21 protein-coding genes and 1 pseudogene are annotated in these 17,779 nt (G+C 68.6%); 11 read left to right on the plus strand and 11 right to left on the minus strand.

Annotated features, from left to right (window positions below; genetic code table 11):
- Positions 1–272: 272 nt before the first annotated feature.
- From OG936_RS35300 to OG936_RS35310, 3 genes are all read left to right on the plus strand, one after another.
- A complete protein-coding gene (locus OG936_RS35300) occupies positions 273–1,187 on the plus strand; it encodes a cation-transporting P-type ATPase (protein WP_406499884.1) in 915 nt (304 codons plus the stop codon).
- Positions 1,188–1,396: 209 nt separating this feature from the next.
- Positions 1,397–3,352 carry an ATP-dependent zinc metalloprotease FtsH gene (gene ftsH, locus OG936_RS35305; RefSeq protein ID WP_406499885.1) on the plus strand — a complete coding sequence of 652 codons (1,956 nt, stop codon included), beginning with the start codon at positions 1,397–1,399 and terminating at the stop codon, positions 3,350–3,352.
- 37 nt (positions 3,353–3,389) lie between these two features.
- Positions 3,390–3,512 carry a hypothetical protein gene (locus OG936_RS35310; RefSeq protein ID WP_406499886.1) on the plus strand — a complete coding sequence of 41 codons (123 nt, stop codon included), beginning with the start codon at positions 3,390–3,392 and terminating at the stop codon, positions 3,510–3,512.
- A gap of 67 nt (positions 3,513–3,579) precedes the next feature.
- On the opposite strand, the gene OG936_RS35315 is transcribed toward OG936_RS35310, so the two are convergent.
- Positions 3,580–3,810, minus strand: a complete 231-nt coding sequence (locus OG936_RS35315; protein WP_406499887.1) for an SHOCT domain-containing protein — start codon at positions 3,808–3,810, stop codon at positions 3,580–3,582.
- Between the two features lie 395 nt (positions 3,811–4,205).
- Here OG936_RS35315 and OG936_RS35320 point away from each other — a divergent pair, with 395 nt between their 5' ends.
- A complete protein-coding gene (locus OG936_RS35320) occupies positions 4,206–4,625 on the plus strand; it encodes a CBS domain-containing protein (protein ID WP_406499888.1) in 420 nt (139 codons plus the stop codon).
- Between the two features lie 215 nt (positions 4,626–4,840).
- Here the strand turns inward: OG936_RS35320 and OG936_RS35325 are convergent, their stop codons facing one another.
- The 3 genes from OG936_RS35325 to OG936_RS35335 all read right to left on the minus strand — a co-directional run bounded on the left by OG936_RS35325 (position 4,841) and on the right by OG936_RS35335 (position 5,963).
- The gene (locus OG936_RS35325) at positions 4,841–5,095 is read right to left on the minus strand and encodes a hypothetical protein (protein WP_406500751.1); all 255 of its coding nucleotides are present in this window, start codon (positions 5,093–5,095) and stop codon (positions 4,841–4,843) included.
- Positions 5,096–5,173: 78 nt separating this feature from the next.
- Positions 5,174–5,353: a hypothetical protein gene (locus OG936_RS35330; protein WP_406499889.1), complete on the minus strand. Its 180-nt coding sequence runs from the start codon at positions 5,351–5,353 to the stop codon at positions 5,174–5,176.
- A gap of 229 nt (positions 5,354–5,582) precedes the next feature.
- The gene (locus OG936_RS35335; protein ID WP_406499890.1) at positions 5,583–5,963 is read right to left on the minus strand and encodes a hypothetical protein; all 381 of its coding nucleotides are present in this window, start codon (positions 5,961–5,963) and stop codon (positions 5,583–5,585) included.
- Between the two features lie 243 nt (positions 5,964–6,206).
- Between OG936_RS35335 and OG936_RS35340 the strand changes: the two genes are divergently transcribed.
- Positions 6,207–7,079: a CBS domain-containing protein gene (locus OG936_RS35340; RefSeq protein WP_406499891.1), complete on the plus strand. Its 873-nt coding sequence runs from the start codon at positions 6,207–6,209 to the stop codon at positions 7,077–7,079.
- On the opposite strand, the gene OG936_RS35345 is transcribed toward OG936_RS35340, so the two are convergent.
- On the minus strand, positions 7,069–7,335 hold the full coding sequence (locus tag OG936_RS35345) for a hypothetical protein (RefSeq protein WP_406499892.1): 267 nt from the start codon (positions 7,333–7,335) through the stop codon (positions 7,069–7,071). The two genes, OG936_RS35340 and OG936_RS35345, sit on opposite strands and share 11 nt — an antisense overlap.
- Before the next feature lie 353 nt (positions 7,336–7,688).
- Here OG936_RS35345 and OG936_RS35350 point away from each other — a divergent pair, with 353 nt between their 5' ends.
- Positions 7,689–9,410, plus strand: a complete 1,722-nt coding sequence (locus OG936_RS35350) for a GAF domain-containing protein (RefSeq protein WP_406499893.1) — start codon at positions 7,689–7,691, stop codon at positions 9,408–9,410.
- 18 nt (positions 9,411–9,428) lie between these two features.
- Here OG936_RS35350 and OG936_RS35355 read toward each other — a convergent pair whose 3' ends face one another.
- Together OG936_RS35355 and OG936_RS35360 are read right to left on the minus strand one after the other, a co-directional pair.
- On the minus strand, positions 9,429–10,139 hold the full coding sequence (locus tag OG936_RS35355; protein ID WP_406499894.1) for a response regulator: 711 nt from the start codon (positions 10,137–10,139) through the stop codon (positions 9,429–9,431).
- Between the two features lie 404 nt (positions 10,140–10,543).
- Positions 10,544–10,726 carry an SDR family oxidoreductase gene (locus OG936_RS35360; RefSeq protein WP_406499895.1) on the minus strand — a complete coding sequence of 61 codons (183 nt, stop codon included), beginning with the start codon at positions 10,724–10,726 and terminating at the stop codon, positions 10,544–10,546.
- Positions 10,727–11,201: 475 nt separating this feature from the next.
- On the opposite strand from OG936_RS35360, the pseudogene OG936_RS35365 reads away from it, so the two are divergent.
- Positions 11,202–12,030, plus strand: a pseudogene (locus OG936_RS35365) (IS5 family transposase).
- Positions 12,027–12,449, plus strand: coding sequence for a hypothetical protein (locus OG936_RS35370; protein WP_406499672.1), 423 nt, complete (start codon positions 12,027–12,029; stop codon positions 12,447–12,449). The pseudogene OG936_RS35365 and the gene OG936_RS35370 overlap by 4 nt, the downstream one beginning before the upstream one ends.
- A 77-nt stretch (positions 12,450–12,526) precedes the next feature.
- On the opposite strand, the gene OG936_RS35375 is transcribed toward OG936_RS35370, so the two are convergent.
- Complete coding sequence (locus OG936_RS35375; RefSeq protein ID WP_406499896.1) at positions 12,527–13,903, minus strand: vanadium-dependent haloperoxidase; 1,377 nt, start codon at positions 13,901–13,903, stop codon at positions 12,527–12,529.
- A 436-nt stretch (positions 13,904–14,339) separates the two neighbouring features.
- On the opposite strand from OG936_RS35375, the gene OG936_RS35380 reads away from it, so the two are divergent.
- The gene (locus tag OG936_RS35380; protein WP_406499897.1) at positions 14,340–14,789 is read left to right on the plus strand and encodes a hypothetical protein; all 450 of its coding nucleotides are present in this window, start codon (positions 14,340–14,342) and stop codon (positions 14,787–14,789) included.
- A 1-nt stretch (position 14,790) separates the two neighbouring features.
- Positions 14,791–14,907 carry a universal stress protein gene (locus OG936_RS35385; RefSeq protein ID WP_406499898.1) on the plus strand — a complete coding sequence of 39 codons (117 nt, stop codon included), beginning with the start codon at positions 14,791–14,793 and terminating at the stop codon, positions 14,905–14,907.
- A gap of 38 nt (positions 14,908–14,945) precedes the next feature.
- Here OG936_RS35385 and OG936_RS35390 read toward each other — a convergent pair whose 3' ends face one another.
- Entirely contained in the window at positions 14,946–15,767 is an 822-nt protein-coding gene (locus tag OG936_RS35390) for a universal stress protein (RefSeq protein WP_406500753.1), read from the minus strand.
- A gap of 114 nt (positions 15,768–15,881) precedes the next feature.
- Positions 15,882–16,055 (minus strand): hypothetical protein, encoded by a 174-nt coding sequence (locus OG936_RS35395; RefSeq protein WP_406499899.1) that lies wholly within the window; start codon positions 16,053–16,055, stop codon positions 15,882–15,884.
- 277 nt (positions 16,056–16,332) lie between these two features.
- Between OG936_RS35395 and OG936_RS35400 the strand changes: the two genes are divergently transcribed.
- A complete protein-coding gene (locus OG936_RS35400; protein WP_406499900.1) occupies positions 16,333–16,989 on the plus strand; it encodes a hypothetical protein in 657 nt (218 codons plus the stop codon).
- On the opposite strand, the gene OG936_RS35405 is transcribed toward OG936_RS35400, so the two are convergent.
- Positions 16,986–17,639, minus strand: coding sequence for a CBS domain-containing protein (locus OG936_RS35405; protein ID WP_406499901.1), 654 nt, complete (start codon positions 17,637–17,639; stop codon positions 16,986–16,988). The two genes, OG936_RS35400 and OG936_RS35405, sit on opposite strands and share 4 nt — an antisense overlap.
- Between the last annotated feature and the right edge of the window lie 140 nt (positions 17,640–17,779).

Here is a 17,779-nt window from a genome sequence, read left to right on the forward strand (position 1 = left end):
CGGCCACCGTACGGCGCCACACCGCCCGACGAGATGAGCGGCAAGCGAACCGTCCTGTACCGGGGCCGCCGGCGGCCCCGCCGTGCGCGCAGCTGTCCGCAGGAGGCGCCGGGACGGACCACTCACCTGACGAACGTGCAGTCGGAACGCGCAGCGGCCTGCCTGCCCGCCCCGGGGCGGGCAGGCAGGCACGGGCCCCAGCCGAGGTGTCGTTCCGCCGACGGGCTCCGAACCGGACCTAACCTCTGCTGAGTGAAGAGTCGACACGAGGCGTGGGTGACGGCCGTCGGGGGCTCGACCCCGAGGAGGCGGCGGAGCTGCTCCTGCGCGATCTGCGCAGTTCGCGAGCCGGTTTGACCTCCGTCGAGGCCGGGCGGCGGCTGCTGCAGTACGGCCGCAACGAGCTGCGCCGACGCGGCGGCCGACGCTGGCCTCGCGAACTGGCGCGCCAGTTCACGCACCCGCTCGCCCTGCTGCTGTGGCTCGCCGCAGCCCTGCTCGCCGCCGTGGGCTCGAACGTCGTGGCCGCCGCGGTCGTCCTCATCATCTTCCTCAACGCCGCGTTCGCGTTTATCCAGGAGGTGCACGCCGAACACGCGGTCGAGGCACTGGCCGCCTACATCCCCCAACGGGCGAAGGCCCACCGCGACGGTGTCCCGCGGGAGATCGAAGCCACCGAACTGGTCCCGGGCGACATCATCGTCATCGAGGCGGGCGACCGGATCGCCGCCGACATCCGCCTCCTGAAAGGGGCCATCGAGATCGACATGTCGGCGTTGACCGGGGAGTCGGTGACCACGCTGCGCTCGGCCTCGATCCTGGACGTGGACGTCCCCGTGCTCACAGCGCACGATCTCGTCTTCAGCGGCACCAGCTGCACGGGTGGCGAGGCCCACGGCGTGGTCTTCGCCACCGGTATGAGCACCGAGCTCGGCCGGATCGCCGCGCTCTCCGAGCGAGTCAAGCAGGAGCCCAGCACACTCGAGATATTTAATTTCGGGCATTGTGTGGCAGATGCGTCCGCGTGCAGGGGGCGTGCGCGCGTATGGAGCAGTGCCCGGAGTTCTCCTCTTCCTGGGAGAAATGCAGTCGCAAGACGGTGTGAAGTCCGTGAGGCACGAGCGCAGATCGTTGAGGTGATCGGCGGCGAGGCCGCCGCGGGCGTGGGCCAGTTGCAGGTGTGGTAGCGATGCGGCGGGTGGACTCCTGGTCCTGGTCGGCCGGTTTCTCCGGTCGGGACCGCGCGTGACCAGGCCGCGACTCGGTGCGTTCGCTCCTGCCGATGGCGGAGAAGACGTTGATCCTGGAAGTAGGACGCCCACCTGCGATCCACGCCTCTTCGAATCGCGGGAACGGTCTCGCCCGAGGTTCGTCCTTCCGCCAAGGGAGCCGTCCGGTGATCACATCAGTTCGTCTGCCAGGCCGGCATCTGTCACGCTCGGCCAAACCGGGGCCCCCGCGCGAGGCGCCCAAGCCGCCGGCGCCTTCGTCGGCGCCTTCCTGGTCCCGTTGGCTGCTGCCCGTCGCCGCGTTGGTCTTGCTGCTCGTGGTGCTGATGCGAACTCCCTCCCCCCAGGGGGGCACGTCGCTGTCGTACAGCGAGTTCGTCGGCAAGGTGAGCGTCGGTCAGGTCAAGACGGTCGACATCGACGACAAGGGCGCCATCAAGGGAACCCTCAAGGACGGTAAGAAATTCACCACGCGGATACCCACCGCTTTGGACAACAGCCGCCTGGAGCAGCAGTTGCAGTCCAGGAACGTGGAGATCACCGCGTCCCGGAGCAGCAGCGGCAGCCCGCTCGGGACACTGCTGGTGCTGTTCCTGCCGCTGCTGTTCATCGTCGCTCTGTTCGTGTGGACGGGCCGCCAGGCAGCAAGGACACTGGGCGGGGGGCTCAGTGCCATCGGGCGGGCCCGCGCCAAGATCATCGAGACCGAGCGGCCGACCACCCGCTTCGCGGACGTCGCGGGCTACGGGGGCGTCAAGCAGGAGATCAGCGAGATCGTCGACTTCCTGCGCAGCCCTGAGCGCTATGCGGTCGCGGGAGCCAAGGGACCACGTGGTGTGATCATGGTGGGCCCGCCGGGCACCGGTAAGACCCTCATCGCCCGCGCGGTGGCCGGTGAGGCGGAGGTCCCGTTCCTGTCGGTGACCGGCTCGGCGTTCGTGGAGATGTTCGTCGGTGTCGGGGCCTCCCGGGTGCGCGACCTGTTCGCCGAGGCGCGCAAACGGGCCCCCTCGATCATCTTCATCGACGAGATCGACGCCGTCGGCAGCCGTCGCGGCGGGGCTGCCCGGCTGGGCGGCAACGACGAACGCGAGCAGACCCTCAACCAGCTCCTCGCCGAGATGGACGGCTTCGACCAGGCCAGCGGCATCGTCGTCCTGGCCGCGACCAACCGGCCCGAGGCACTCGACCCGGCGCTGCTGCGCCCCGGCCGCTTCGACCGGCACGTGACCGTGCCGTTGCCCAACCAGGCCGAACGGGCGGCCATCCTGGCCGTCCACGCCCGCGGCAAGACCCTGGCACCGGACGTCGACTGGGACATCGTCGCCCGGGCCACGCCCGGTTTCTCCGGCGCTGACCTCGCCAATCTGGTCAACGAGGCCGCCATCAATGCCGTCCGGGCAGGGGGTGCCGTCATCGACGCGCAGGGTCTCGGCGACGCCCGCGATCGGCTGCTGCTGGGGCGGCGGGAGTCCACCAACGCCCTGCTGCCCGAGGAACGGCATTCCGTGGCCGTCCACGAATCCGGACATGCGCTCACGGCGGCCCTGTGCGAGCACGCCGACCCGGTCGCCAAGGTCACCATCCTGCCCTCCGGGCCTTCGCTGGGTGCCACTGAGCAGCTCCCTGAGGCCGAACGGCACCTGTACAGCGAGGGCTATCTGACCGACCTGCTGACCGTCCGGCTCGGCGGCCGCGCGGCCGAGCTGGTCGTCTTCGGCGAGGGCTCGACCGGTGCCGCCGACGACCTGGCCGGCGCCACCCAGCTCGCCGCCCGCATGGTCCGCGAGTTCGGCCTGTCCCCGGCCCTCGGCCCCATCGGATACGGCTCCGGAGCCCCCCGCTACCTCGGCGGCGAGAGCACCGAAGAGACACTGCACCGGCCCTATTCCGAGCAGACCCAACGCATCGTCGACGAGGAGACCGCCCGCCTGCTGCGGCAAGCCGAGGAACGCGCGGTTGCTCTGCTGCGCGACCACCGGGAGGCGCTGGACGTCCTTGCCGGACTGCTCACCACCCGCGAGACGGTCGACGGATCCGTGGTCCTCGACGTACTCCAACAGCAACAGCGGCCGGACGGCCACGACACCACGGCGAACGGGAAGCCGACGCCCTCCCCGTGACGCCGCGGCGACGCTCGCAAACAAGAAGGAGGCGACCATGGAGGAGCAGCAGCCGGTGGCGGTCCACGGTGAGCAGGAGGTCTTGGCGCGGACGGTCGCCGTCGTGATGCGCACAGCTATGGTCACGATCGATGTCGGCGAAACCGTGCTCGTGGCCTGATGTCGTCGACGCCGCGGACGGCGGGCTCGGCGTACGGTGAGCGGCAGCCGACGGCCCCGCAGCCTGGTCACCGGGGTCCCGGCCGGTGGGCGGCGAGACGTTTGCGTGCCTCGGTGTACGCTTCCGCATCGATCTCGCCGGAGGCGAAGTGGCGGTCGAGGATCTCCTCTGGCGTTTCCCTCGGTGTTTTTCGGGGGTCCGTGGCGTCGTGGCGACCAGCCGAGTTCTGCGTCAGGCGCAAGACCGCAAACACCACAAGGCCGATCAACGCGATCCACAGCAGGGGCATCAGGGCCATCCAGGCCCAGCCACCATTCCAGTACATCACCGTGGCTCGTCTCGTGGGGACTCTTCCACTCTCCACGCGTACCGGTGGTGCGCCAGTGCCCATTGGTCTCGCTCCTCGGGCCGTTCGGGCCTTCTGGTGGTCCACACGGTGGCTGTTCGGTCCCTCGCCGGTCGCCCCAGAGCCGGGGGCGGGTCCGGTCAGCCGCATCCGGCCGGGCCGTACAGCGGCAGCCGTGACCTGGCCATCGACCTTCTCGCAGCGAGGGCTCAAAATGGTGGTTCCTCTTCGCCGGCATGCGTACGGGCTACGAAGAATTCACACTGGCTCAAAGGAGGACCGATTCTGGGCGTGCCCGAACCTATGGGCTCTCCCCGCGTAGATCCTGAGGCTCGAAGGAGACGGCCATGACCATTGCACGGGAGATCATGCACGCCGGTGCAAACTGCATCCAGGAGAACGAGACGCTGGAGGACGCGGCGCGCCGGATGAGTGAGCTGGACGTCGGAGCCCTCCCGGTCTGCGGGCCGGACGACAGGCTCCACGGGATCATCACCGACCGCGACATCGTGGTGAAGTGCCTCGCCAAGGGCAAGGACCCGAAGAGCATGACCGCGGGCATGCTCGAGCAGGGCAAGCCGATCAGCATTGACGCTGGGGCCGACACGGATGACGTTCTGCGGACCATGGAGGAGCACAGGATCCGGCGGCTGCCGGTCATCGAGAACCATCGCCTGGTCGGCATGATCAGCGAGGCGGACCTCGCACGTCGCCTACCGGAGGAGCAGGTTGGCCACTTCGTCGAGGTCATTTGCGCCGCGAAGTGACCACCGGTGGCGATGCCCCGGTCCTGCCCGAAGAGACGGCTCTCGGGTACGTCCCAGTGGTGAGTGTTTGGTCCCCGCACCGCAGCCGCCGTGGCACCTCACCCTGTACGGGGCGATGAGTCGTAGCGGCACCCAGTGGGGTATCGCACAGGGACTTCCCCCGCACCACTGCTCGTTCGTCCGTGCACACCACCTCGTGATCGGTCGGCTGTGAGTCATGGGCCCCGTCCTGGGAATGCGGCTGTTACTGGCATCTTCGGTGAGGGCCGGGGCAGCAGGGCGGAGGCGATGAGCTCCGCCAGCTCCCGGCGCAGTTGCCGCAAATCGTCGGTGGCGGACTCCACGCGGACGCCGGATGCGGCCGGGGTCACAAGGGCGGTCGCGATCCGGCCGTCGGCCCGTACGAGACATGTACGGCAGGAGCGGGCCGGGCTGAGCCGGTCGTCGGAGCAGAGCGCGGGCAGCTCGATCCCCGGCGATCCGCACGGCCGCGAGCCGGGAGGCTCCCTCGGGCACGTCGATGCGGGTGCCGTCGACCTCGATTCCGGTCATGGGTTCCATTTCGCCAGTCGGCCTCCGTAGGCGCGGGCGAGGCTGTGCACGGCAGGTGGGATCCGCCGCCCGAAGGCGCACAGGCTTGCTTCGGCCGTGACATGCGACAGTCGTTTCCACTCATGTCCGGGCGGAGTGCCGGCGGACGCCAGTTCCAGGCCGCGGCGCGAGCCCACGCGGCAGGGTGAGCATGCGCCGCAGCTTCGGCGGCGGCGAATTGCCAGATGTGCCTCAGCACTTCCTCGGGTGTCACGCGCTGGTCGCAGGCGACCAGCCCGGCATGTCCGAGGGCGGCGCCGCAGGCAGCGAGGTCGGCGGTGGTCAGCGGCACGTCCAGCGCGTCGGGGGCGAGGAGACCACCCAAGGCCCCGCCGACCTGGAGAGCGGTCAGTTCGGATCCGTCTTTCAGACCGAGCCCAGCTCGGTGACGATATGCCCTACCGGGATGCCGAGCTCGACTTCGTACGCGCCGGGCCGGGCGAACCGCTCGGTCAGGCAGACCAGCTTCGTCCCGGTTTCGTTGAATGCCCCGCGCCGGGCGTACGCTTCACCGCCCCAGGAGACGGTCCACGCCACGCCCCTGCGGACCCCGCACGCGAAGCACGTCAGAGCCGAACCTTCCGGCACCCGCTCCGGATCCGCCTCCATCAACAGCCGGTCGGCGTACGAGCCGGCCTCACCAGCCGCCTCGGAGCGGATCAGCGCCGCCTGCTCCCTGGACACCCGCGAGACCGGCAGGGGCGGCTCCAGCTCAGTCGCCAGCTCCGCCGCACGGTCGGCGGGCACACCTGTGACGGCTGCGCCCGGAGTGCCGGTGGGGCGGAATCTTGCGAGGGTCCCAGAACCTCACCACGACAGGCCTCCTGTTCTTCGCCCCCTTTTCCAGTTTCACCGCCTGGTGGCCGTCTGTCGTTTCCTGTCCTGTCGGGGCCGTCCGTCAGCCCGCATGGGCCGACCGGCCCTTGGCGCCGGCCTCAGCAGCGGAAGACTGGGAACGTAGGTCGGCTCGGCCAGAGTGAGGAGCCCACCATGACTGAGTGCGAGAACATCGCGGCAGGGGCCGAAGGCCGCCGCGCAGTGCCGGGGAAGGCATGGAGGCCCGACGAACCACTGCGGCACGACATGCTGTTGCGCTACCTTGGCACGGTGGCCAGGGTGTCCGCCAAGCAGGCGGCGGCACGGCGCCCGACCGCACCCGAGTCGGCTCCATCGAGGCGGGTGAAGGAGTCCGCAGAGCCCGTGTCCGGTGCCGAACCCGCGCCTCTGCTGGTCCGTGACGTCATGGACGCACCGGCCGCATCGGTGCACGGCGACATGCCGTTCCTGGACATCGCCCGGAGCCTGACTCGTGAACACGTCGGGTCCCTGCCGGTGGTCGACGCCGACGACCGGGTGATGGGTGTGGTGTCGGAGTCCGACCTGCTGGCGAAGGCCGCGGTCGAGGCGTCCGGATACGAACCCGGCCCGATCGGCCGGCTGAGGGAACGGCGGCTGCACGACAAGGCCCGTGCCGAGACCGCCGAGACGCTGATGACCACTCCCGCCGTCACCGTGTTCCCTGATTCGACCGTCGCCGAAGCCACCTGGCTTGTGTCCCTGTCGCGTCTCAAGCGCCTGCCGGTGACGGACCATGAGGGCCGCCTGATCGGTGTCGTGCACAGGAACGCACTGCTCAACGCGCTGATACGCGATGATGCCGGGATTCGCGAGGAGATTGAGTCGAGGATCCTCGCCGAAGACTTCCCGGCTGCGCGGAACACCGTCGAGGTCACCGTGCGCAACGGCGTGGTGGACGTCAGTGGCCGGATGGCGGAAGCCGATGTCCCGCGGCTCCTCGCGGAGATCAAGGACATCGACGACGTGAACGAAGTCATCGATCACCTGAACCCTGTCATAGAGTGACGCCGGAGTCCCGACTTCCGTCGGCAGGCACGCGGTCCACGCACTCGTTGTCCGGGCTCTCGCTCGACCGGGTACCCGAGCTGTCGCCCAGCGTGATGGTGATCTCGGGAGGGACTTCGAGCGTGATCTTGACGGTGCAGTGTGAGATCACCGCCTGGAACGCCCGGACGCGGGGCGGGGACAGTTGAATGTCCACGGAGATGGTCAGCGAACCGACCCGCGCCGGGCGCTCGGAAGCCATCGTGTAGTCGGCCACGCGCAGTCCCTTCCGGGGGATGCCGTGCCGGACACGGCTCCGACGACGCGGCCTTCGGCCGATAGCACCGGCTGGGCGCTGGTTCGCCACTGCCGTATGGATCCTGAACGTTGCATCGCGGCCCACGCCGCCCTGCGAGATCTGCCTGGATGCACAGAGGGCCATGTCCGCTACGCCGACCTCGTCCCGAGTCCGGTCTCCGAGATCTGCGTCACCGTTCCGGGCCTCGCAGCCCGGCTCACATGGGCGTAGGGCACCCGCGCGGGGCACTTCCACCAGGTGCTTCTCGACGCGCGGCCATTAACGTTGAGGTGTGGCCGGCCCCGGGACGTGCGGGGCGAGACGGAGGCACCGTGGGCGACAACGGAACTGACCGCTGTGGCGAGGAGCGCCGTAGGCTGCGCACGTTGCCGGAGGACCTCCAGGGGCGCCTCGACACCGTGAAGCGCGGTCCTGCCGAGGCGGCCGTCCTGTTGGACGCCGTCATGTCAGTGGGCAGAGGGCTCGACCTGCCCCAGGTGCTGCACCGCATCGTAGAGGCTGCGGTCATTGTGGTCGATGCCGAGTACGGAGCCCTGGGAGTCATTGGTGAGGGAACCCGGCTCACGCAGTTCCTGCCGGTGGGCATCACGGGGAAGCAGCGCGAGGCCATCGGCCCACTGCCCGAAGGGCACGGCATCCTCGGCGAGCTGATCCGCCACCCCGAGCCGCTGCGGCTCACGGAAATTTCCGAGCATCCGTCGTCCTACGGGTTTCCGCCGAACCATCCCCCGATGCACTCGTTCCTAGGGGTTCCCGTCCGGGTCCGAGACAAGGTGTTCGGCAACCTGTATCTCACCGAGAAACGGGGCGGCCGCGAATTCGACGCCGAGGACGAGACCGTGCTCTCGACACTCGCAGTGGCAGCGGGAGTCGCCATCGAGAACGCCCGTCTGTACGCGCAGACGCGCGACCGTCAACGCTGGCAGGAAGCCAACAGCGAGATCGTCGCGGGTCTCCTGAGCAGAGAGGACGACGCACACATCCTGCACATGATCGTCGATCACTCCTCGCGCATTCTCGGCGCGGATCTCGGCGTCCTGGCACTTCCCGCCGACGCCGAGGGAAAGTCCCTCCGTGTGGCACTGGCATCGGGCGTGGACGCCGAGATACATCGCGATCTGATCCTGCCACGTGAGGGATCGTTCGTCGGCGCGGCTCTCGACGCGGGCGAACCGATCACCAGCCTCGATGTCGCACACGACCCCAGGATCACCGAAGGCCCCCCGAGGTGGCCCGGGCTCGGCCCGGCTGTCGCGGTCCCGATGGTGACGGGGGAGCGGACCCGTGGGGTACTGCTGCTGGCCCGGGTACGGAACCGTCCAGCCTTCACCGATTCGGAGACCACGCCCCTGCTGATGTTCGCCGGACAGGCGGCCCTGGCGATGGAACTCACCGAGCGGCGCGAGTCCGCCGAGCAGATCGCCCTGCTGGAGGAACGCGACCGCATCGCCCGGGATCTGCACGACCTGGCCATTCAACGGCTGTTCGCCACCGGGATGACGCTGCAGAGCGTGGTGCGGCTCGTGGAACAGCCACAGGCGAGCGAGCGGTTGCTGCGCGCGGTGGACGATCTGGACGAGACCATCAAGATCATCCGGTCCACCATCTTCGGACTCCGCGCCCGTGACTCGGGCCGGGCCGGCCAGGGGCTGCGCGCCCGGACGGCGACCACGGTCGAGCAGGCCGCACGGACCCTGGGCTTCCATCCGTCCCTGCGGATGGGAGGGCTCATCGATACGGATGTGCCGGCCGAGATCGCCGACCAGGTGATCGCGGTCCTCGGCGAGGCACTGAGCAACGTCGCCCGCCACGCGAGGGCGACGGCGGTGGACATTTCGCTGGTGGTGGGTGACGGGGCACTGAACCTTGTCGTGTCCGACAACGGTGTGGGCATGCCCGAGAACGGCGGTGCCCGAAGCGGGCTCGACAACCTCGCACGGCGCGCCGAGAAACTCGGCGGCGAGATGAAAGTGGGGGCGTCGGCGCAGGGCGGCACCCGGCTGAGTTGGCGTGTGCCACTGCGGCTGTCCTGAGGTTTTGGGACCGCACGGTCACCTCTGATGGTGTCCGGCACCGGGCGGGGCAGATTCCGTGGCGTGAGCGGCGATCACTGCCGCCTGGATGCGGCGCTCGACACCGAGCTTGGCCAGCAGACGGGAGATGTGGTTCTTGACCGTTTTCTCGGACAGGTAGAGGCGTTTGCCGATCTGGCTGTTGGTCAGTCCTTCACCGATCAGCGCGAGGACGTCCTTCTCCCTAGGGGACAGCCCCGACAGTGCGTCGTCCTCCGTAGGCGCAGTGCCGAGTTCCTCCTCGCGCAGGCTGTTCATCAGCCGCGCCGTAGTCGCCGGGTCGAGGGTCGAGCGCCCGGAAGCCAGTGTGCGGACGGCGGCGACGAGGTCCGAACCCTTGATCTCCTTGAGTACGTAGCCTGCCGCGCCGGCCATGATGGCGTCGAGCAGTGCTTCGTCGTCGTCGAACGAGGTAAGCATGAGACAGGCCAGTTCCGGCATCCGTGAGCGCAGCTCACGGCAGACCGTGATCCCGTCGCCGTCCGGCAGTCGCACATCGAGAATCGCGACGTCGGGGCGGAGCGCCGGGCCGCGGGACAGTGCGTGGTCGGCCGTGCCGGCATCGCCGACGACCTTGATGTCGGGTTCCGCGTCCAGCAGATCTTGCACCCCGCGCCTGACGACCTCGTGGTCGTCCAGCAGAAAGACTCGGATCGGATTCTGCGCCGAGAACCCCGTCTCCTCGCTCATGGTGGCCCTCCTCGCTGTCGACGGGCTGCGCAGTCCAACCTCTTACCCATCGTCGGTCCGCACAGGAGAGACGTACCAGGGCCAGACGGTCCCCCGCCCCGGACCGTTCAGGCCTCAGGAGCCTCGGCGACGTACTTGTACACCGGCCCAAAACCGCATCGTCCTCGCACAACGAGTGGATGGCAGCGGCATCGAATTCCACGGCCCGACCCGCGCGGATCACGTGCGCACCCATGTGCCACACGACCGCACGGACGATCATCCCGCGCCCACCGTCACCCCGCACGGAATTGCGCAGCAGAGTCATCAGGGATCCTGCTGGCCAGTTCAGGTGGGTGTAAAGCTCCTGAAGGGACCTGTTTGAGCTGGGAAGCCGCAGGCCGGGCTGCGTCCTAAACGTCGTGTCAGACGGTCTTGACGGATCCACCGTCAATCAGCAGGTCTGTGCCGGACATGCTGGCCGCCAGCGGTGAGGCGAGGCAGGCGACGGCCGTAGCGACCTCGGACGGTTCCAGCAGGCGGCCGGTGGTCATGCCCATCGCGGCTGGGATCTGAGCCAGCAGCGGCCAGCGGGCGCCCTCAATCATGCTGCCGCGATCGGCCAGGCCCGCCGCAGTCCGACCTGCAACCTCCCGGATCAAACCAATCCCTTCGAGAGAGCTGCACCTACTTCGGGTTCCGCCCGACTTCCGGGGGCACCCTTCAGTCCGCCGCATCCAGCCTCGCTCGACTCCCGGTATTTCTGGCGGCCGCGACGGCGCCCCCCGCCGGGCACCCGCAGGGCTACTACGAGTGCTTCGCCGACTTCGTGGCCGACGCCCACGCCGCAATGCTTCAACCGCCCCGCGACGTCTGGCGTGGCCGTAGCACAATGTTCGGGCCAGCTGTACCCGATACGCTGGGTACAGCTGGCTCTTGGCCACAGCCATGCGGCTGACGCTGCACGGGTGCGGGCAGTCAGAGGGCGGTATGTGACGTGATGCCACGTTTGCTGTCGCTGGAACGTGTGGCACAGGCGTATCGGGGCTGATCGGAGAGTCCTGTCGTGCTGGAGTGTTCCTCGTGAGAGACCGCCAGCCCTACAAGAGCGACTTATCCGACGAGCGGTGGGCCCTGATCGAGCCCGTCATCGCTTCCTGGAAGGCTCAGCATCCCTCCGTCAGCGGCCACCAAGGCGCCTACGAGATGCGGGAGATCGTCAACGCCCTGCTTTACCAGTCCCGTACCGGCTGCCAGTGGGACTACCTCCCCCACGACCTGCCCCCGGTCGGAGCGGTGAAGTACTACTTCTACAAATGGCGCGACGACGGCACCGACCAGACCATCCACGACCTGCTGCGTTGGCAGGTCCGCGAGAGCCGGGGGCGCAAGGCCGACCCGAGCCTGGTGGTGCTCGACACCCAGAGCCTGCACGCGGCCGCCGGGGTGCCCGCCGACACCACCGGAAGGGACGCGGCAAAAAGTCTCAGGCCGCAAACGCGGCCTGGCAGTTGATGTTCTCGGTCTGGTGATCGCGGTGGTGGTGCTGGCCGCGTCCGCGCATGACAACGCCGCCGGCATCGCATTGCTGGACAAGGTCGCGGCCGACACCGACACGGTGCAGAAGGCCCTGGTGGACCAGGGGTTCAAGACCGCCGTCGTCGACCACGGGCAGAAGGTGGGCATCGACGTCGAAGTCGTCGAGCGCAACCCGGCAACCAGCGGGTTCGTCCCGCAGCCCAAGAGGTGGGTGGTGGAGCAGGTGAACGGGATCATGATGCTGCACCGCAGGCTGGTACGGGACTACGAGCACCGGCCCGCCTCCGCCGAGTCGAGGGTGTACTGGGCCATAAGCGACCGGATGGCCCGGATGCTCACCGCGACCTCCACCCCTACCTGGCGCGGCGCATGAGCGGCAGCGAGCTGACCTTGGGAGCGGTGCTGGCGCACCTGGAGGAGCAAGAGCGCGATATCGCCGCGCAGGCCGAGGCTACACGGGGACGCATCGCGGAACTCACTGCGCAATTGGGGGAGTTCGACCGGGCCGCCGAGGAGGTCCGCATCACCCGCAAGACGCTGCTGGCTCTGCCTGATCCATCCCCGCCGACGCCGCCGGCCGCGAAGCTGCCGGACCATCCGGCCTACCGGCAGATCATGGCGGTGTTCGCCGCGGCCGACGCCCCGCTGCGGGCGCGGGCGGTCTGCGAGGCGATGGATCTGGAGATCGCGCCCAGCAACGTCAACAACGTCCGGCTGAAGCTCAAGCGGCTGGCCGAACGCGGGATCCTGATCGAGCCCGAGCAGGGGTTGTTCACCCAGCCGCGGCCATAGTCACCCGGAGAGGCCACCACCAGCCCGACAGCTCCAGCTGCAAGCGCGAAACGGGCAGCACGTTACTTACTGCCCTCTCAGATGTGTTGCGCCACGAAATCGGCGACCTGCGTGCCGAGTTGCTGGCCTGCCCGGTTGTCGATGGAGGTGTGCTGGCCGGACCATATCCGGCTGAGCCACGCTTCGGTGGCGACGCGTTGGAAACTGGCGAAGGTTCGGGTGACGCCCTTCGACGTCACCACGAGGTGGTGCTGCGCACCGTAGAACCTGGTGAGCGTCGTTGCCGCCGCCTGGCTGAGAGCGCCGTGGGCGGCGGGGTAGGACGGATCCGGGGCGGTCGGCAGCAGGGGGGTCCAGTTGGGATCGCCAACGATGCGCGGGTTGTAGTGCGTACCACCCAGCCGGAGGGCGGTCACGGGGCGCCATACGCGGTAGGTGTACTTGGCGTCGTACATCGCGATCGCGGTGTCGGCGAGGGACAGGTTGAGCTGGGCGAAGACCTTCACCGCCTTCTCCAGGCTTGCGTGCTGGGAGGTGACGAGGCCCTGCGCGATCTGATTCCAGACGTTCCAGACGGGCGCTGCCGCCCAGAACTTCCCGGCTGCGGTCTGATCGGGGGTGCGGGTGGTACTGGTCTTTCTCCCCAGGCTCTTGACCTCATTCAAGGCTGTGGCGTACTCGGCGGTGCTGACGGCCGGCGGCGGCGCCGGGCGGAACTGGCTTCCTTTGGCAAGCACGAACGGCTTGACCGAGCCCCAGTTGGTGAACACCGGTGTGGGGAAGTCGGGCGGTGTGGGCCGGTAGCCGCCGGCCACGTTGCGGGGACTGAACGGCGGCGGCTTGGTCGAGGACCCATCATGGGATCGCAGGCTGATCAGCCGGCGGGCGACCTCGGCTCCCACGCGAATGCCCGCCTGCTTGCCGGGGCCGTTGGGAATCGCGGACAACTGGCTGCTCAGCCGTCGGTCCACGCTTGCGCGCTTGGCCGGGTACAGGGCCACCAGCACATCGTGGGCTGCTTGGTCTGCTGCGGCGTCTGCACGGGCGCCTCGCGGCGCCGACACCGAGAACAAGTAGGCAGGGCCGGCCCGGGTGACCGATACCACCGCGTCGTACTCGGCCGCCTGAAGGAGCGCGAAGCTGCGCGTGGGGTGGATGGTGGGCGGTTGGGCCTTCGGATCGCTCAGGACGGTGATGAGCTCACGGTTCCACTCCACGACCGACATCCCAGAGGGCCGGGCGGCGGCGCGCAGGGTTGGGGAGTGAGCAGGTGTGGTGGCGGTGGGCCCGAGGGCCAGACCAGTGAGTCCGGCTGCCAGCGCAGTTCCGGTCAGTGCAGCGAGTATCTTGTGCTTTCCATCCATATGCTGTGGCTCCCTGTGGTGGGTGGTGGGCTGGGGCAACCGGTGGCCATACGCTTCGACCACGTGGGCCACTTCGGGCCAGACGGTCAACGGGCACCACTGAGCGAGAGGGGAGTCCGCAGCGTGTGCCGCAAAGAAGTACTCCGGGCGCTTGGTCCGGAGTTCGACTGGGACGTGAAGCCGGTTCCGTCTGTCTGAGTCCCGTGCTGGGGCGGTCGTTGGAGTACCGCGACTGGACTCACCGGGGTACCGGCCCTTGAGGCGGCACGCGTCACCCGCACCCATGTTTCGAGGGGTTGACCGGGCGCGAGTGGTCCTGCAACCTGATCACCTCTTTGCGTCATCAAGGTCACCTGTCAGTTACAGCCTGTGGGTTCTCAAAGCACGCCGCAACTCCGGTCTGTGGTCATCTGGCTACAGTCGGCTGCGCCGGTTGCTGGTCGGTGCCCGACGGCTGGACCACTGCTCAAGGCGTGATCACCAGCAGGGGACCCCAACGCCAGGTGAGGCCGTTGCATCTGCATGGATGACTGCAGCAGGGACCTTCACAGCGGCGACGGGACTTTTTATCGCAGTGTGGAAATTCTTCACGAAGCTGGTGGACCGCATCAGGTACGTGGGGTGGGAGAAGGAGTGGGACGAGGTGGAGGCCGAGCTGTCCGAGCAGTTCCGGAGAACCGGTAGCAGATCGGCGCTCGCTGTGCCTTGGACGCAGGACTTCGAGGAGAGAGCATGGACAACACTCAATCAGCGGGAGGGCATCTCGCTGCGGGTGCTCAGCGCATCGGTCTTCCTTGAGAACGTCGGCAGCATGGCGACGATGTTGGATGGTGTGGGCCGGCTCACCGCGGATCAGGCGACAGCGACTGCCCGGCTCGTCGAGCCTGTACGCAAGGAGTTCCCGGACCTTACGGTGACCAAGCACGTAGTTCGTGCCGGATCCGTCTCTGAGGTGCTGGTGGCACGCCGACGCTGACGTGATTGTCATCGGATCCCGTCGGCGTTCCCACTCCATTGGCTCTCCACTCGGCCGCGTGACGCATACTGTCCCGCACCACGCGCACTGCCCGGTCGTCCTCGTTCCCCACCCTTGATCAAAGGCACCCCTTGAGGGCCGGTGTCGCGGCCGCGCTCAGCGGGTTTCCGGGACGACGGCGACGGGGCAGGGAGCATAGTGCAACACCGCGTGATTCACAGGACCGGGGCGCAGCCCGTGGCGGCCGCCGGCATGGCGCGCACCGACGACCAGAAGCTCTGCGCCCTCGGCCTCTTCGATCAGTACCTGATGCAAGGGTCCCTGCAGCACGGATCGGTGGACAACGGCATCGGATTCGTTCCGCTCCAGTACTGCCAGGACGTCTTCGAGATGTTCCTCGGCCTGTTGGCGGTGTGTGGAGGCTGGCGAGCCCGCGAGGAGCGGATGATCCGCAGCTTCGTGGGCGGGGCAGCGCCAGGCGCGTACGGCGATCAGCTCGCCGTGGCGCGATGTCGCCTGGGCGAGTGCGAAACGGGCGGCTGCCGACGGTCCTGCGGCGTCGCCGATTCCGACGACGATGCGGCCCGGCTTCGGCTGAGCGTTCGGTGCGGTCGCCGGGATCACGACAACCGGGCAGTGGGACCGGCCCGCGAGGGCGAGGCTGACGGACCCCAGGAGCATCCCGGCGATCGGGCCGCGGCCGCGGGAGCCGACGGCGACCAGGGCTGCCTCATGGCTCTCGCGCACCAGCGCGTTCACCGGGTCTTCGGGCTGCACGTCGGCGACCACGCTCACCTCCGCATGGAGGCGTTGCGCACGTTCCTGTGCGGACGCGACGAGATGCTCGGCGAGGACCTGCTCGGCCGGACGCTCGGTGTCAAAGGTGGGACGCATGCCTTCGTAGCGCTCCCACAGCGACGCGTGGACGACGCGCAGGGGGCGCCGTGAGCGGGCCGCTTCCGCCGCAGCCCAGTCCAGGGCACGGAGACTGCCCTCCGATCCGTCCACTCCGACGACTATCGGGAGCTGCATCGCTCCCACCGCCTTTCCTGTGCGGGTGGCTGCCTGTCTCGATGCATACGGTGCGGGTTTCTACGGTTCGATGGTGAGTACCTGGTCCAGGGGACGTCGCGGTGTACGTGGGCCGCTCGGCCCGTATCCCAGACGGATGATCATCTGCGGGTGTCCCGTGCCGTAGACCGGGTCGCGCAGGATCCATCGCAGGTCGGGCCATTCGAGGGGCTGGGTCGCGAACGAGGTGGACACCTGGTGGAGCGTGGCGGTGAGTAGTACGCGTTCCAGGGCCTGACCGGCGTGCAGCCAGTCCGTGGGGCGGTCGCCCGGGTATGACCCGGGTTCCCGCGAAGTCGCGGGTGGTGGCGTGTTCGGAGGCGTCGCGGGGGCCGAAGGCGTAGTCGGGGATTCCGTCGACGGGCGCCTCGGTCTTCGTGTTCCGGGTCCAGTGCTCCTGCTCCGCCTCCCGTGCCGGGTCCCCGCGGTCGTATCCCTCGGCGTCCCGGACCAGTTCGAGCACGGTCTCCAGATGGATCGGGGTCAGGAACTCGAAGTCCGCGCCCTCGGTACGGGCCGCGCCGGCGAGGCCTGCGCGGACGTCTTCGGGGACCACCCGTTCGTCGAACGGGTAGCGGCTGGTGTGCCGGTCCCGGATCGCGGGGTTGAGAGCGGCGAGCGCTTCATCCGCGGATTCCCGCGGAACGTGGGGGCGGACGCCGAACCGGACGGTGGCCAGTACGGCCGGGTCCGACGGTTCGGGCAGCAGCATGGTGACCGCCTCCAGGCCATGGTGGGCGGCGGACACCCGCAGATTCAACAGGGCCGCGCCGCAGCCCACGTGCAGTGCGCGGGTGGCGGGGTCGGCCTCCGGCATGGCGCGCTCGAAGTCCGCCCGGAGCGTGAGGGTGCGGCCGGCGCGGGTGTAGCGGAACTGCCAGGGCTGGGCGTTGTGCATCGACGGGGCGGCGGTGGCATCGGCGACGAGGTCGGCCAGTGTGGTGTCGTCGAGCGCTCTCGTGAGCATCGTGGGTCTCCCGGGGAGTCGGGAATGGTCGATGGCTTCAGCATGAAGCGGATTGCCGCCCTGCACGTATGGGCCGTTCGTCCCTCGCTCGGATCCGGATGGCCCCTCGGCAGGGCCACATCCGTTCCCTGTCCAGGCGGATGCCGGACCACCGAGGTCTAGGCGGATGCCTGGCTTTCGAGCCGGCAGTCCACGTTGACGACGCCTTCCACGGATTGAGCGAGGCGGGCGGCGACGGGAATGAGGGTGGCGTCGTGGATCCGACCGGTGAGTGTGGCCACACCGCGAGTGACGCTGACCTTCACGTTTTGGTGCGGGGCGGGGAACAGCCGGTCGACGACCTCGTGGCGTATTTCTGCGGCGAGGTCGTCGTCGGGACGCAGGAAGATCTTGAGGAGATCGGCGCGACTGACGATGCCCTTGAGGTTGCCGTCGGCGTCGACGACCGGGAGGCGCTTGACGCGCTGGTCGGCCATCAGCCGGGCGGCCTGCGGGAGGGGCACGTCAGGGTTCACCGTGATGGCGGGGCTCGTCATCAGTTCCTCGGCCCGGACCGCGCCGGCCTTGGTGGTGTCCACCGGTCGGTACATCTGCTCGATCAAGCCAATCCTGTGCCCGTGGAATTCCTCCTTGGGGAGCAGATCGGCTTCGGAGACGACGCCGACGACGTGGCCCTCGCCTTCGATGACGGGCACGGCGGTGACCTTCCACTGTTTCATGCAGGCGGCGATCTCCTTGAATTCCGTGTCACGGGTGATGGCGATGACGTTCTTCGTCATGACGTCGTCGACGGTGTACCGGGCGGAGGTCATGGCAGGTTCCTCGATGGGTGCGGGTGAGCGGCCGACTGCCGATGTGGGGGTGAGCAGGTCCGATGCGGCCATGGCGTCGAATCCGCGACGAGCGGAGACTCCATGGAGTTCATGGTGTGCCTCCCGTCCCTCACTCGCAG

The sequence above is a fragment of the Streptomyces sp. NBC_00846 genome, from assembly GCF_045207325.1.
Taxonomy (GTDB): Bacteria; Actinomycetota; Actinomycetes; order Streptomycetales; family Streptomycetaceae; genus Streptomyces.